This is a genomic window from Curtobacterium sp. MCBD17_028, from assembly GCF_003234875.1.
Taxonomy (GTDB): Bacteria; Actinomycetota; Actinomycetes; order Actinomycetales; family Microbacteriaceae; genus Curtobacterium.
Genome location: NZ_QKTQ01000022.1, coordinates 1 through 14,088 on the forward strand (window position 1 = coordinate 1; position 14,088 = coordinate 14,088).

The window sequence follows — 14,088 nt, forward strand, 5'->3', positions numbered from 1 at the left end:
CGCTCCGGGCAGCACCGCGGCGTCGACCACTTCCGGCGCAGCGACGGCCCCGAGCACCCCGGCCCCGAGCACGGCGGTCCCGATCAGCTCCGCGCCGAGCAGGTCCGCGGGCAGCACGCCCGCTCCGGGCAGCACCGCGGCGTCGACCACTTCCGGCGCAGCGACGACCCCGAGCACCCGGCCCGCACCCGCCGGCGCGAGCACGCGCACCGGTACGAGCACGACGCCCACGGCCGACCGTGGGACGCGCGGCACGCTCGGCGCGACGGCCGGCACCCTCGACGGGGCCCTCCGGCCGGTCGCGGGTGTCCTCGGGTCGCGGCCGGTCGGTGCGCTGCCCGTGGTCGGACCCGTCCTCGGCGACGGCGCCCTCGGGTCCGTGACCGCTCCCGTGACGGGCCTCGTCGACGGCGCGCTCGGGGGCGCCGGCGCGGCTGTCAGCGGACTCCCCGGTGCGGTCGACCCGGTCACCTCGCCGGTCCTCGACCCGGTGGTCGGCCCGGTGCTCGGCGCGGTCTCCCCCGTCGTCACACCCGTCCTCGGGGGCATCGGCTCCGTGGTCGATCCCGTGCTCGGCGGCATCGCCCCGGTCCTCTCGCCCGTGACGTCGACCCTCCCGCCCGCGACCACCGTCCTCGACCCGACGACCCCGGTCGTGGGTCCGGTCCTCCCCGTGGCACCCGGCCAGGGTCAGCCCGGCGACGGTCACCCCGCCCAGGGTCAGCCCGCCGGGACGCCCGGCAGCGCGACCGACTCCGCCGTGGCCGACAGCGTGCTCGTCCGCTCGGGCGCGGGCGCGGGGACCTCGGCCTCCAGCGCATCGGGCCTCGGCACGACGGACTTGGTCCCGACCGTCTCCACCGCTGGCGGGACCCGCCCCGGCGACGCGACCCCGGTCCTCCCGGCAGCGCCGGCCGCACCAACCGCCCCCGCGGCCCCCACCGGGACCACCGGTGGCAGCAGCGCCGCCGCCGGTGGTGCGCCCACCACCCCGGTGGCGACCATCTCGACTCCCGCGTCCGTCGTCCTGGCGGCCGGCCCGATCCTCCCCACCGGTGACGACGTGCTCCCCGCATCCGTCGTCGCCGACCACGACGTCGCTCCTGATTGAGCCCGACGCACCTGCCCCGCTGGCAGGACGCGTCATCGCCGCACACGCGGCGCACCAGTCTCGATCACATCAGGAGCACGACCATGAACAAGTACGTCTCGAGAGGGCTGTGGTTCACCCTCTTCGTCAGCGGTCTCTCGCTCGGGGGTGGGCTCGCCGCCCACGCCGCCGAGACCACGGGGACCGACGGCATCGCCTCCGGCACGCAGGTCGCCGGGAGCTTCGGCCTCCCCGTCTCCGCCACCGGTGACGCCGTGAGCGTCCTCGGGGACGCGACCAGCACCTCCACCGCGCCGGCGGCGTCCGCACCGGCGGCACCGGCGTCCTCGCCGGCGTCAGCCCCGGCGGCACCGGCGTCCTCGCCGGCGTCCACCTCGGGCTCCGGTGGCATCGCGTCCGGCACGCAGGTCGTGCCGACCGTGAGCGTTCCGGTGGACCTCGGCTCGACGGCGGTCGCGGTCGGCGGTGACGCGACCAGCGCACCCGCTCCGGCCGCAGCCCCGACTCCGGCGGCCGCCTCCGCGTCGGGGGCGACGGCTCCGGCGGCTCCCGCCGCCACCACCTCCGGTTCCGACAGCGTCCTCGGCGGCACCCAGGTCGCCCCGGACGTCGCCGCACCGATCGCGGCCACCGGGGACAGCATCGCGGTCCTCGGGGACGCCACCGGCACCAGCTCGGGAGGCTCGGCACCGGCCGCGAACGCCGGGTCCACCCCGGCGTCGGGGTCGGGTCCGACCACCTCGGGTTCAGACGGGACGGCCTCGGGGACGCAGGTCGCACCCGTGGTCAGCGCACCCGTCACCGTCGGCGGCAACGGGATCGCGCTCCTCGGCGACGCCAGCTCCACCGGCACCACCGGCAGCGGCACCTCCGGCACCAGCACCGGCAGCACGGACACCGGCACGACCGGCGGCACCACCACCTCCGGCTCGGACGGCACCGCGTCCGGCACCCAGATCGCCCCGGTGATCAGCCTGCCGGTCACCATCGGCGGCAACGGGATCGCGCTCCTCGGTGACGCCAGCTCCACCGGCACCACCGGCAGCGGCACTTCCGGCACGACCGGCACCGGCACCAGCACCAGCACCGGCACCGGCACCGGCACCGGCAGCACGGACACCGGCACGACCGGCGGCACCACCACCTCCGGCTCGGACGGCACCGCGTCCGGCACCCAGATCGCCCCGGTGATCAGCCTGCCCGTCACCATCGGCGGCAACGGGATCGCGCTCCTCGGTGACGCCAGCTCCACCGGCACCACCGGCAGCGGCACCTCCGGCACGACCGGCACCGGCAGCACGGGCACCGGCAGCACGGACACCGGCACGACCGGCGGCACCACCACCTCCGGCTCGGACGGCACCGCGTCCGGCACCCAGATCGCCCCGGTGATCAGCCTGCCCGTCACCGTCGGCGGCAACGGGATCGCGCTCCTCGGTGACGCCAGCTCCACCGGCACCACCGGCAGCGGCACTTCCGGCACGACCGGCACCGGCACCAGCACCAGCACCGGCACCGGCACCGGCACCGGCAGCACGGACACCGGCACGACCGGCGGCACCACCACCTCCGGCTCGGACGGCACCGCGTCCGGCACCCAGATCGCCCCGGTGATCAGCCTGCCCGTCACCGTCGGCGGCAACGGGATCGCGCTCCTCGGTGACGCCAGCTCCACCGGCACCACCGGCAGCGGCACCTCCGGCACGACCGGCACCGGCAGCACGGGCACCGGCAGCACGGACACCGGCACGACCGGCGGCACCACCACCTCCGGCTCGGACGGCACCGCGTCCGGCACCCAGATCGCCCCGGTGATCAGCCTGCCGGTCACCATCGGCGGTACCACCGTGGCGGTCGGCGGCAACAGCACCACGACGCCGGACCCCACCACGCCCGCCGGGCCGACGAACCCGGTCGTCACGGATCCGACCAGCCCGGCCGACCCGACCAGCCCGGCCGAGCCCACCACGCCGGTGGGCACCACGGACCCCGCTGACGGCACCGACCCCGTGTCGACCACGTCGGCCGGGAACGACCCGACCGCCACGACGGGGGACGAGGGCACGGTGACCGGTCGCGCCGCGGGCATCGTCCCGGCCACGGTGGTCTCGACGGCTCCGGCCGCGGCGATGACCCGCACCGCCTCCACCACCGGCACGATCGCCGCGGTGGCGACCACCGCCTCCACGGCGGCGCTCGCGTACACGGGTTCGACGGGCATCGCGGTCTTCGGCGGGATCGGACTGCTGCTCCTGCTCGTGGGACTCGCGCTGCTGTTCCTGCACCGTGAGTCGGTGATCCGCAGCCGCCGCTGAGCCGCGGCTGAGCCGCGGCGATCCGCTCGAGTCGAGCCGCGATTCGGACTCCGAGCCGGGGAACTTCCCGGTTCGGAGTCCGATTCGCGGCTCAGACCCATGGGCTACCGTGCTGCCATGAGGGCCAGCGCGGGCGCGAGTGGATCCGGACGGCGGTCCCCCGCGGTCCTGGTGGTCACGATCGTGTCCGCGTTGCTCGTCGTCGCGGCAGCGGCGTTCGCCGGGCCGCTGCGGTTCGGCGGACCACGATGGTCCCCGACGATCGCGCTGCCGACCGCCACGACCGCACCGGGACCGACCGCGGCGACCACCCCGACGGCGCAGCCCGGCGCCGCCGGACACCGCTCGACCCTCCACGTCGACCTGACCTGGCCACTGCTGATCGCCAGCCTGGTCGTGCTCGCACTCGTCGTGGTGCTCCTGGTCCGCCTGCTGGGACGGCGGCGACGTGGCGGAGCCGAGCCGGGCCTCCCCACCGGCCTGCTGACGGACGACGTGTCGGACGTCGACGTCCCGACCACGGCGGCCGCGATGCGCACGGTGCACCGCGGCCTCGCGCGCGCGCTCGACGTCATCGACCAGGACCGACCGGCGTCGGACGCGATCACCGCCGCGTGGCTCGGCCTGCAGGAGGCCGCCGAGGACGCCGGCTACCGGCGGCAGATCGCGGAGACCCCGACCGAGTTCACGGCGCGGGTGCTGCTCCGGCTCGAGCTGGACCGGAACGCCGTCGGGACGCTCCGGGACCTCTACGTGATGGTGCGGTTCGGCACCACGCCGGCCGGGCCGACGGAGGTGCAGGCGGCCCGCGTGGCGCTGCGGACGCTGCAGGAGCGGTGGCCGGGCGGGACACCCACCGCGGCCTCGGAGCAGCGCCGGTGAGCGGCCGGACGGTGGGACTACCCGCTCGGCGCCGGGTCGTCGAGGTGGTCGTCGTCGCGGTCGTCGTCGGTGCCGCAGGGTGGTTCTTCGGACTCCCGGTGCCCCAGGCCGTCGTCGTCGCAGCCGTGATCACCGCGGTCGGGTTGACCTGGTCGGCGGTGCGCGACGACGAACGGCTCACGTGGCCGGCACCACCCACCGACGTGGTCCGCGGGGCGCGCCGCGACGTCCAGGCGCTGGCGTGGTCCCTGCGCTCACGCGGCGGGGTGCCCGAGCGACCCGTCGTGCGCCTCCGCGCGGCCGCAGGCCACCTGCTGCTCGTGCACCACGGGGTCGACATCGACGACCCGGAGGCCCGACCCGCGGTCGAGCGCCTGCTCCCGCCCGACGTCGTCCGCGTGCTCCTGAGTCCGCGGCACCCCGAACTCGACCTCGCCACGTTCTCGTCCCTCCTGATCGCCGTGGAGGCGCTCGGGGAACCGTCCGGAAGGCTCCCGTGACCGATCAGACCGCCGACACCACCACCCCCAGCCCGCTGTCCGTGGCCGAGGTCGCCCGGCTCAGCGCCGCCGTCCTCGACGCCGTCGGGACCGCCGTGGTGGGCATGCGGGAGCCCCTCGAGCTGGCGTTCGCGAGCATCCTCGCCGGCGGGCACGTCCTGTTCGAGGACGTGCCCGGGCTCGGCAAGACCCTCGCGGCACGGTCCCTGGCGCAGGCGTCCGGGCTCGACTTCCGGCGCCTGCAGTGCACGCCGGACCTGTTGCCCGCGGACATCACCGGCTCGTTCGTCTACGCCCCGAGCACGGCGGAGTTCGTGTTCCGGCCCGGCCCGGTGTTCACGGGGCTGTTCCTGGCCGACGAGATCAACCGGACGTCGCCGAAGACCCAGTCGGCGCTGCTCGAGGCGATGGCCGAGGGGCAGGTCACCGTCGAGGGTGACCGCTTCCCGCTGCCGCGGCCGTTCCACGTCGTGGCGACGTCGAACCCGATCGAGTACGAGGGCACCTACGCCCTGCCCGAGGCGCAGCTCGACCGCTTCATGGTGCGTCTCGCCGCTGGCTACCCGAGCAGGACCGAAGAGCAGCGCGTGCTCCTCAACCGCGTCGACCGTCAGCGCGAGGTCGCGACGGTGCCGGCGGTGATCAGCGGGGCAGATCTCCTGCGCATGCAGGCGACGGTGGAGCAGGTGCACGTCGACGAGGACATCGCGTTGTACTGCGTCGACCTCGCCGTCGGCACACGGGAGCACCGCGACGTCCAGGTCGGAGCCTCGCCGCGCGGTGCACAGGCGCTCCTGCTCGTCGGACGCGCCCGTGCGGTGATGGCCGGCCGCGACTTCGTCACCCCCGAGGACGTCAAGACCGCCGCCGTCCCGGTGCTCGCCCATCGACTCTCGCTCACCCCGCAGGCCTGGGCCAACGGCGTCGATCCGGCGACCGTCGTCCGGACGGTGGCCGGGCAGGTGGCGGGGCCGCCCGCGGTGGCCTCGGGTCGGGGCGCCGGCACGGGTGGCGGCATCGGCACGGGTGGCGGCATCGGCACGGGTCGGGCGACGGACGCCCCTGCCGGTCGGGAGGCCCCGTGAGCGACGACGACGGATGGCACCTGCCCGTCGGGGTCCCGTCCGGAGCTGTCCCGTCCGGAGGGGCGCCGTCCGGAGCGCTGCTGCCCGGAGGGGCGCCGCCCCGGTCCTCGTCCGCCGCCGTGCCCGAGGACGCCACGCCCGGCGTGCGCTCGACGGACCAGGCGTACAGCGTGCCGTGGGTGCCGAACCCGCCGATCACCGCTGCGATCGCAGCCGCGGTGTTCCTCGCCGGGCTCGCGCTCGTGACGGCCCGCGTCGAGTTCGCCCTCGTGGCCGCACCGCTGCTCGTGATCGCCGCGCTCGGGCACGACCCCGCTCGCGGCCGCGCAGGTGTCATCCGGACCCGAACCGCGGTGCGGCCCGAGGACAACGGGCGGGGCGTCATGGTCGACGTCGAACTCCGGGCACCCCAGGTCGCCGAGGCGGTCGCCGTCGTGGCGACCCTCGCCGACGGATCCACCCGGCGTGTCCTGGTCACGCCGTCCACCGCGGCGGCACTCCGCGGGCCGGTCACGGTCCTCCACTCCGGGCCGCAGGCCGTGGTCCGGCTCGACCTCGCGCTCATCGCGCAGGGCGGCACCGCGGTCACCCTGCCGGAGGAGGGACCGACGCTCCGCGCGGTCGTCCCGCCACCGCGCCTGCGGATCGAACAGCTGCCCATGCCGCACCGGCTCGTCGGCACCACGGGGACCCACGAGTCGAGCAGCCGCGGCGACGGCGGGGAGTTCCGCGACCTCGCGCTCTTCGCCCCCGGGGACCGGCTCCGACGGATCGACTGGCGACGAACGGCACGACGAGCGCAGCAGCCCGGCGAGCTGTACGTGCGGCGAACATCGTCCACCGCCGACGCCGTGGTCGTCATCGTGCTCGACGACCGTGACGACGTCGGGCCGGACGTCACCCGCTGGTCCGGTACCGCCGGACCCGAGCGGAGCGCGACGTCCCTCGACCTCGCCCGCGAGGCCGCCACCACCCTGGCCTCGGCGTACATCGGCGCAGGCGACCGAGTGGGCTTCCGGGACCTCGCCGGTGCTGTGACGGGCATCGAACCCCGCGGAGGGGTGCGGCAGCTCGACCGCCTCCGCTCTGCGACGGCACGAGCGGTCCCGACGAGCGACACCCCGGGGCCGGTGCGTGCGCCGACCGTGCCCGCGGCCTCGCTCGTCGTGGTGCTCTCGACCTTCCTCGACGACCATCCCGCAGCGATGGCGATCACCTGGGCGGCGACCGGCCGCCGCGTGGTCGCCGTCGACGTGCTCCCGCCGCTCGATCGCTCCGACGCGGACCGGCAGGAGCGCGTCGCGTCGCGGCTCGTCGAGCTCGAACGCCGGGTCCGGTTCGATCGGATGCGAGCGGCCGGGGTGGAACCGATCACCTGGCGGACCGCCGACGGGACGCCGCCCGCGGTCGCCGTGCGGCTGCTGAGCAGAGCGAGGCGGCGGCCATGAGTGCGGAGGCGAGCCGGGCCTCCCGGTCGTTCCCCCATGTCGGACGTGCCCTGCCGGCGTGGGTGTTGACCGCGCTCGGTGTCGTCGCGGGCCTCGGTGGGGCGTGGGTGGCCGTCGGTCCGAGCGGGTGGTGGTTCGCACTCGCGGTGGCGCTCGTCGCCGCGTCGGCGGTGTTCCCGCGTGGGCCGTTCACCGCCGGACTGGTCGTGCAGCTCGCAGTGGCCGCCGTCGCCGGGGGTGCCGGGGCTGGATGGGGTCCGCTTGCAGTCGTGCTCCTCAGCACGCACCTGATCGTCGCGGTCGGCATGGTGGCGTCGGTCGCACCCCGGCGAGCCCTCGTGCAACTGCGGGCACTGCGGCCGTCGGCACTCCGGTTCGTCGCGGTGCAGGCGGGGACGCAGCTCGTGGCGGCCGTGGTGCGCATGGTCGGGGTCCGTGGCGGCGCCGATGACGGCATCACGTGGATCGCCGTCCTCGCGGCGGTGGCGATCGTCGCGGTCGCGGTCGCGGTGCTCGTCCCGGCGCTCGGCGCGAGTCGTCGGTCGTCGGACGGCTGAGGGTCGCCCGCGTCGTCCGGTCATGCCCGGAGCTGCCGTGCCGCCGCCTCCAGGGTCCGCCGCAGCGCTCGGAGCGCCGGGGAGCCGGCCCCGGCTTCCCGCTGTGCCGTGAAGACGGTCCGCTGCGGACGCCCGGGGAGCGGCACGAGGCGGCAGGTGGTGCTCCGGCCGGTCCACACGAGGTCCGGCATGAGCGCGACCGCGTTGCCGGACTCGATGAGGCGGATCTGGGTCTGCAGGTCCGGCGTCTCGTACCGCACGTCGGGTTCGAACCCCGCTGATCGGCACACCTGCTCCGCGAAGTGTCGTGATGCGGCCCCGCGCGGCTCCATGACCCACGGCATGGCGGCTGCGCCGAGCAGGTCGTCCACAGACTGGTCGAGTGCGTCGACCGGCGGGAGCGCCAGGCGCACGGCGTCGCGGGTCAGGTCCTGGCGGTCCAACCCGGCGTGCCACGCGGCGGCATGCGCCGGGTACTGCTCGGCGATGACGAGGTCGAAGTCCCGGACCCACGTGGCGCGCAGGGCGCTCTCCGGTTCGTGCTGGACCATCTCCACGCGGACGTCGGGGTGGGTGCGGGCCATGGCGCGGAGGGCCGGCGGCATGAGGGCGAGCGCCGCGGACTGGAACACCGCCACGCGGACCCGCCCCTGCACGCTCGGGAGTGACTGGTCGAGCGCACCCTGGGCCCGTTCGAGCACGTCGAGCACCTCGCTCGCCGCGGCGACGAGCACCTCGGCCTGCGGGGTGAGCTGCAGACGCCGCCCGGCGGGTCGGAGGAGCTCCAGGCCCGTTTCGCGCTCGAGGGCGTTCAGCTGCTGGGACACCGCCGACGGCGTGAAGGACATCGCCTCGGCGACGGCGGCGATCGTGCCCCGGATGGCGAGTTCGCGCAGGATCACCATGCGCCGGACGTCGAGCATGCGGACTCCTCGTGTGGGTGTGTGGACCGTGGGATGTCACTGTGGCTGGATCGCGACCAGTGCGTGGGGCCACCTGTCACGCCTGTGGATAACCCGGTAGGAACGCTACCGATAACCGTGAACCAACCGTCACTGGTGCTACCGCAACCGGAGCCCGATACTGGGCGCATGACCGACCTCGCCACCCCACGGCACGACATCGACGGCGCCGCCGCGGATCCCCTCGTCGACGCCACGATCGTGCTCGTCCGTCGGTGGCTCGCCGAGGCCGACGGCCACCCCGTCGACGGTTCGGCTGCTCAACTCGCGGGCGTGCTCCGCGACCCCAAGGGCCTCGCGTTCACCGTCGGCTTCGTCGACGGCGTGGTCAGGCCGGAGGACCGGACCGTCGCCGCCCGGACGCTCCATCGGATCGCGCCGGACGTCCCCACGTTCCTCCCGGCCGCCATGCGTGCGCTCGTGCGCGCCGGTGGCGGGCTCGCCCCGGTCCTGCCGGGCGTCGTCGTGCCGATCGCGCGCCGCGTGCTCCGGCGGATGGTCGGGCACCTGATCATCGACGCGTCCGACTCCGCGCTCGGGCCGGCGATCCAACGGGTCAAGCGCGAGGGCGTGCGCCTCAACATGAACCTGCTCGGCGAGGCGGTCCTCGGCGAGCGCGAGGCCGCGCGTCGACTCGAAGGCACCGAGCGGCTCCTCGCCCGCGACGACGTCGACTACGTGTCGATCAAGGTGTCGTCGACCGTGCACCCGCACTCGCCCTGGGCCTTCGACGAAGCCGTCGCCGACGTCGTCGCCAAGCTCCGCCCCCTGTTCGCCCGAGCGTCCGCCGCCTCCCCTCACAAGTTCATCAACCTCGACATGGAGGAGTACAAGGACCTCGACCTGACGATCGCGGTCTTCACGACGCTGCTCGACGATCCGGCGTTCCTCGACCTCGAGGCCGGGATCGTGCTCCAGGCGTACCTGCCGGACGCGCTCGGCGCCATGCAGCGGCTCCAGGAGTGGTCCGCGGCACGCCGCGCCCGCGGTGGCGCCGGGATCAAGGTCCGGCTCGTCAAGGGCGCGAACCTGCCCATGGAGCAGGTCGAGGCCTCGATCCACGGCTGGCCCCTGGCGACCTGGCACACCAAGCAGGACTCCGACACGAACTACAAGCGCGTGCTCGACTGGGCCCTCACGCCGTCGCGCATCGCCAACGTCCGGGTCGGGGTCGCCGGGCACAACCTGTTCGACATCGCGCACGCCTGGCTCCTGGCCGGGGAGCGCGGGGTGCAGAGCGGCATCGAGTTCGAGATGCTCCTCGGCATGGCCCAAGGGCAGGCCGAGGCCGTCAAGCGGACCGTCGGGGGTCTCCTGCTCTACACGCCGGTGGTGCACCCGAGCGAGTTCGACGTCGCGATCGCGTACCTGATCCGTCGCCTCGAAGAAGGCGCCTCGCCGGACAACTTCATGTCCGCCGTGTTCGAGCTGTCGACCTCCGAGGCGCTGTTCGAGCGCGAGGCCGACCGGTTCCGCGCGTCACTCGCTCCGCTCGCCGAGTCCGGCGGCCTCGAGGCTCCTGCTCCGCATCGGGTCGCCGACCGGTTCGCGGCAGTTCCGCGGCCGACCCTCGGGCACTTCGAGAACACGCCGGACACGGATCCGTCGGTCGCCGAGCACCGCGTGTGGGCGCGCGGCGTCATCGAGCGGATGTCCACGAGCACGCTCGGCGTCGACGCCGTGCAGGAGGCCCGGATCACCGAGCCGGACACCCTCGCCGCCGCCCTGCAGCGCGTGCGCGAGGCAGGCTCGACGTGGGGATCGTGGTCCGGCGAGGACCGAGCGAGGGTCCTGCACGCCATCGGTGCGGCGCTCGAGGCGCACCGCACCGAGCTGGTCGAGGTCATGGGGGCCGAAGCCGGCAAGACGATCGACCAGGCCGACGTCGAGGTCTCCGAGGCCGTCGACTTCGCCCACTGGTACGCCGAACTCGCGCGGTCGCTCGACGAGGTCGACGGTGCCCGGTTCGTCCCCGCTGCCCTGACGCTCGTGACGCCGCCGTGGAACTTCCCCGTCGCGATCCCGGCCGGGTCGACGCTCGCGGCGCTGGCTGCCGGATCGGGAGTCGTGCTCAAGCCCGCCGGTCCGGCCGAGCGCTGCGGCGCGGTGCTGGCCGGTGTCATCGGCGATGCACTGGCCGCCGCGGGCGCGCCCGCCGACGTGCTCGCGCTCGTGCAGGTGTCGGAGGAGGACCTCGGCCGAGACCTCGTCGCCTCCCCACTCGTCGATCGGGTGATCCTCACGGGCGCGTACGAGACAGCGGAGCGCTTCCGGTCCTTCCGGCCCGATCTGCCGCTCCTCGCCGAGACGAGCGGCAAGAACGCGATCATCGTGACGCCGTCCGCGGACCTCGACCTCGCCGTCAAGGACGTCGTGCAGTCCGCCTTCGGGCACGCCGGGCAGAAGTGCTCCGCAGCGTCGCTCGTCGTACTGGTCGGCTCGGTCGCCCGGTCGAAGCGGTTCAAGCACCAGCTGCTCGACGCGGTGTCGTCCTTGACCGTCGGGTACCCCTGGGACCCGACGACGCAGATGGGCCCGATCATCGAGCCAGCCAGCGGCAAGTTGCTCACGGGCCTGACCGAGCTCGGCCCTGGCGAGACGTGGCAGCTCCGGCCCGAGCAGCTCGACGATCGCGGTCTGCTCTGGAGCCCCGGGGTGCGCGGTGGGGTCCGGCGCGGATCGGACTACCACCGCACGGAGTACTTCGGGCCGATCCTCGGCGTCATGACCGCGGACACCCTCGACGAGGCCATCGACATGGTGAACGAGGTCGACTACGGACTGACCTCGGGGCTGCACGCGCTCGATCCCGCCGAGATCGGCGCATGGCTGTCGCGGGTCGAGGCCGGGAACCTCTACGTCAACCGGGGGATCACGGGCGCGATCGTCCGGCGGCAGCCCTTCGGCGGGTGGAAGCGATCCGCCGTCGGGCCCGGCACCAAGGCCGGGGGTGTCAACTACCTCATCGGCCTCGGTTCGTGGGAGCCGACCGCGGCGAGCGCCGGTGATGCGGTGACGTCCGCGGCCGTGGCGCGCCTCCAGGCTGATGCCGGTGCTGGCCTGTCCGAGCCGGACCGTGCGCTGCTCGCGCGCGCTTTCCGGTCCGACGCGCACGCGTGGTCGACGCTGTTCGGCACCGCCGCGGACGTCTCCGGGCTCAGCGCCGAGCGGAACGTGGCCCGGTACCTGCCGTGGCCGGAACCCGTGCTCGTCCGGCTCGTCGCGGGTGGCAGCGTCGCGTCGCTCGTCCGCGTGGTCGGTGTGGCGGCTGCCGCGGGGGCGGCGGTCGCGGTCTCGGTCGACCCGGAGTGCACGCTCCCCGAGGCCGTGCGGACCGCACTCCGCGTCGAGCCCCACGTGGGATCGGTGGCCGTCGAGTCCGCCGAGGCGTTCCACGCCCGTGCTGGCCGACTCGGCGGCGGGCGGATCCGGCTCATCGACGGGGACGCCGAGGCCGTGCGTGCCCTCGCCGTCGCGACGAACGGGAGGCCCGACCTCGCCGTGTACGCCGGACCGGTCACCGAGGCGGGCCGCATCGAGCTGCTGCCGTTCCTGCGAGAGCAGTCCATCGCGATCACGGCCCACCGCTTCGGGACACCGAACCACCTGTCGGACGGGCTCATCTGACACCCCGTCGCTGGCTCCCCGCGCCCGAGCGGAGAAGCCGTGCACGAGAGGATGGCCGCAGAAGGAGTGTGTGCGATGGAGATCCGTTCGTTCGAGGACACCGACACCGAGGCCGTGGTGGCGCTCTGGCGTGAGGCCGGGCTGACCCGCCCGTGGAACGACCCGCACGAGGACGTCCGCCGCAAGCAGACCGTGCAGCCCGAGATGTTCTTCGTCGCCGAGGACGCCGGGCGGATCGTCGGCGCGGTGATGGCGGGGTACGACGGGCACCGCGGCTGGATCAACTACCTGGCGGTCGGAGACGACCAGCGCGGCACGGGACTCGGTCGCGCGCTCGTCGAACGCGCGGAGGGGGCGCTCCTGGCGCTCGGGTGCCCCAAGGTGCAGCTCCAGGTCCGGCCCGACAACACCGGGGTCGTCGACTTCTACGAGCACCTCGGCTACGCCCCGTACGAGGCCGTCAGCATGGGGAAGCGCCTGATCGAGGACTGAGTCGTGCCCGATCCTCGCGACACCGGCCGAGCCGTTCCCCGCTCGGCCCGGTCCGGCAGCGTCCTGGTCGCACTCGGCGCCGCACTCTGGGGCACCGGTGGGGTCGCGGGCACGATCGTGGCCGCGGACAGCGCGATGTCCTGGCCGGCGATCTCGGCGCTCCGTCTGCTCGGCGGCGGACTCGTCATGCTCGCGGTCACCGCGGCGATGGGCGGCCTCCGGCGCGTGCCGCGCAGCCGGGAGGCCCTGGGGCACGTCCTCCTGACGGCCGTCCTGACCGGCGTGTACGGCACCGCGTACTTCGAGTCGGTCTCGCTCGTCGGCGTCGCGGTGTCGACCGTCATCTCCCTCGGGGTCGCGCCCGTGGCGGTAGCGGTCGCCACGGCACTGCACGAGCGCCGGCCGCCCCGCGCCACGGTGGTCCTCGCGCTCGCCACCGCGGTCGTCGGGCTCCTGCTCGTCAGCGACGTCTCGGGCTCCGAGCCCGGGGCCGGCAGCGCGAGTGTCTCCGGCGCCGGCGTTGCCGTCGGGTCCTCGAACACGGTCGGCGTGCTGCTCGCGCTCGTGGCCGGGCTGGCGTTCGCGGGGACCTCGATCGTGAACCGGCGTGTGATCCCGGGTCTCGGGCCGTCGACGCTCATCGCCGTGTCGTTCACCCTCGCCGGGGTGCTGTCCGCCGTGTTCGCGCTGTGCACCGGGTTCCACCTCGCGAGCGCGGGGCCCTCGGCGTGGGGCGGGGTCGCGTTCCTGGCGCTCGTGCAGACCGTGCTCGGGTACCTGGCGTTCTACGGCGGACTCCAGCGCGGGGTCGCGGCGACGACCGCGGCGGTGCTGTCACTCGTGGAGCCGCTGGTGGCGACCGTGCTGTCGGTCGTGGTGCTCCACGAGCCGCTCACGGTCGCGGGTGTGGTCGGCATCGTGCTGCTCCTCGTCGCGGTGGTGCTGGTCCGCCCGCCGCGCTGACTCCCCAGGAACCGCTGGTTCCCGCGGAGCCGGTCGCCGAGAACAGGCGGAAAGGCTCGGGCGGGCGGCGAGGGCGAGCGGTGGAAGGGCTCGGGGGCCGGAACCTGCCGGCGGCTGAGGGAGAATCGAGTGCCTGCAGCATCCGG

At 74.6% G+C, this 14,088-nt stretch carries 12 protein-coding genes; 10 read left to right on the plus strand and 2 right to left on the minus strand.

The window, feature by feature from the left end; genetic code table 11:
- Nucleotides 1-231: hypothetical protein (locus DEI86_RS15345; protein ID WP_220038536.1), on the minus strand; the 231-nt coding region annotated here is incomplete at its 3' end.
- Nucleotides 232-340: 109 nt separating this feature from the next.
- On the opposite strand from DEI86_RS15345, the gene DEI86_RS15350 reads away from it, so the two are divergent.
- From DEI86_RS15350 to DEI86_RS15390, 7 genes are all read left to right on the plus strand, one after another.
- Nucleotides 341-1,111, plus strand: coding sequence for a hypothetical protein (locus DEI86_RS15350; RefSeq protein WP_111050090.1), 771 nt, complete (start codon nucleotides 341-343; stop codon nucleotides 1,109-1,111).
- An 83-nt stretch (nucleotides 1,112-1,194) separates the two neighbouring features.
- Complete coding sequence (locus DEI86_RS17005) at nucleotides 1,195-3,426, plus strand: hypothetical protein (RefSeq protein ID WP_181439815.1); 2,232 nt, start codon at nucleotides 1,195-1,197, stop codon at nucleotides 3,424-3,426.
- A 117-nt stretch (nucleotides 3,427-3,543) separates the two neighbouring features.
- Nucleotides 3,544-4,308 carry a DUF4129 domain-containing protein gene (locus tag DEI86_RS15370; protein ID WP_146244968.1) on the plus strand — a complete coding sequence of 255 codons (765 nt, stop codon included), beginning with the start codon at nucleotides 3,544-3,546 and terminating at the stop codon, nucleotides 4,306-4,308.
- Complete coding sequence (locus tag DEI86_RS15375; RefSeq protein WP_146244049.1) at nucleotides 4,305-4,808, plus strand: hypothetical protein; 504 nt, start codon at nucleotides 4,305-4,307, stop codon at nucleotides 4,806-4,808. The genes DEI86_RS15370 and DEI86_RS15375 overlap by 4 nt, the downstream gene beginning before the upstream one ends.
- The gene (locus tag DEI86_RS15380) at nucleotides 4,805-5,893 is read left to right on the plus strand and encodes a MoxR family ATPase (protein ID WP_258376579.1); all 1,089 of its coding nucleotides are present in this window, start codon (nucleotides 4,805-4,807) and stop codon (nucleotides 5,891-5,893) included. The genes DEI86_RS15375 and DEI86_RS15380 overlap by 4 nt, the downstream gene beginning before the upstream one ends.
- Nucleotides 5,890-7,341 (plus strand): DUF58 domain-containing protein, encoded by a 1,452-nt coding sequence (locus tag DEI86_RS15385; protein ID WP_146244969.1) that lies wholly within the window; start codon nucleotides 5,890-5,892, stop codon nucleotides 7,339-7,341. The genes DEI86_RS15380 and DEI86_RS15385 overlap by 4 nt, the downstream gene beginning before the upstream one ends.
- Nucleotides 7,338-7,898 carry a hypothetical protein gene (locus DEI86_RS15390; protein ID WP_111050095.1) on the plus strand — a complete coding sequence of 187 codons (561 nt, stop codon included), beginning with the start codon at nucleotides 7,338-7,340 and terminating at the stop codon, nucleotides 7,896-7,898. The genes DEI86_RS15385 and DEI86_RS15390 overlap by 4 nt, the downstream gene beginning before the upstream one ends.
- Before the next feature lie 20 nt (nucleotides 7,899-7,918).
- Here DEI86_RS15390 and DEI86_RS15395 read toward each other — a convergent pair whose 3' ends face one another.
- A complete protein-coding gene (locus DEI86_RS15395) occupies nucleotides 7,919-8,821 on the minus strand; it encodes a LysR substrate-binding domain-containing protein (protein ID WP_111027333.1) in 903 nt (300 codons plus the stop codon).
- A 168-nt stretch (nucleotides 8,822-8,989) separates the two neighbouring features.
- Here DEI86_RS15395 and DEI86_RS15400 point away from each other — a divergent pair, with 168 nt between their 5' ends.
- The 3 genes from DEI86_RS15400 to DEI86_RS15410 all read left to right on the plus strand — a co-directional run bounded on the left by DEI86_RS15400 (nucleotide 8,990) and on the right by DEI86_RS15410 (nucleotide 13,942).
- On the plus strand, nucleotides 8,990-12,487 hold the full coding sequence (locus DEI86_RS15400; RefSeq protein WP_111050096.1) for a bifunctional proline dehydrogenase/L-glutamate gamma-semialdehyde dehydrogenase: 3,498 nt from the start codon (nucleotides 8,990-8,992) through the stop codon (nucleotides 12,485-12,487).
- 75 nt (nucleotides 12,488-12,562) lie between these two features.
- Entirely contained in the window at nucleotides 12,563-12,979 is a 417-nt protein-coding gene (locus DEI86_RS15405) for a GNAT family acetyltransferase (protein ID WP_111050097.1), read from the plus strand.
- Nucleotides 12,980-12,982: 3 nt separating this feature from the next.
- Nucleotides 12,983-13,942 carry a DMT family transporter gene (locus DEI86_RS15410; RefSeq protein ID WP_111050098.1) on the plus strand — a complete coding sequence of 320 codons (960 nt, stop codon included), beginning with the start codon at nucleotides 12,983-12,985 and terminating at the stop codon, nucleotides 13,940-13,942.
- Nucleotides 13,943-14,088 lie beyond the last annotated feature (146 nt).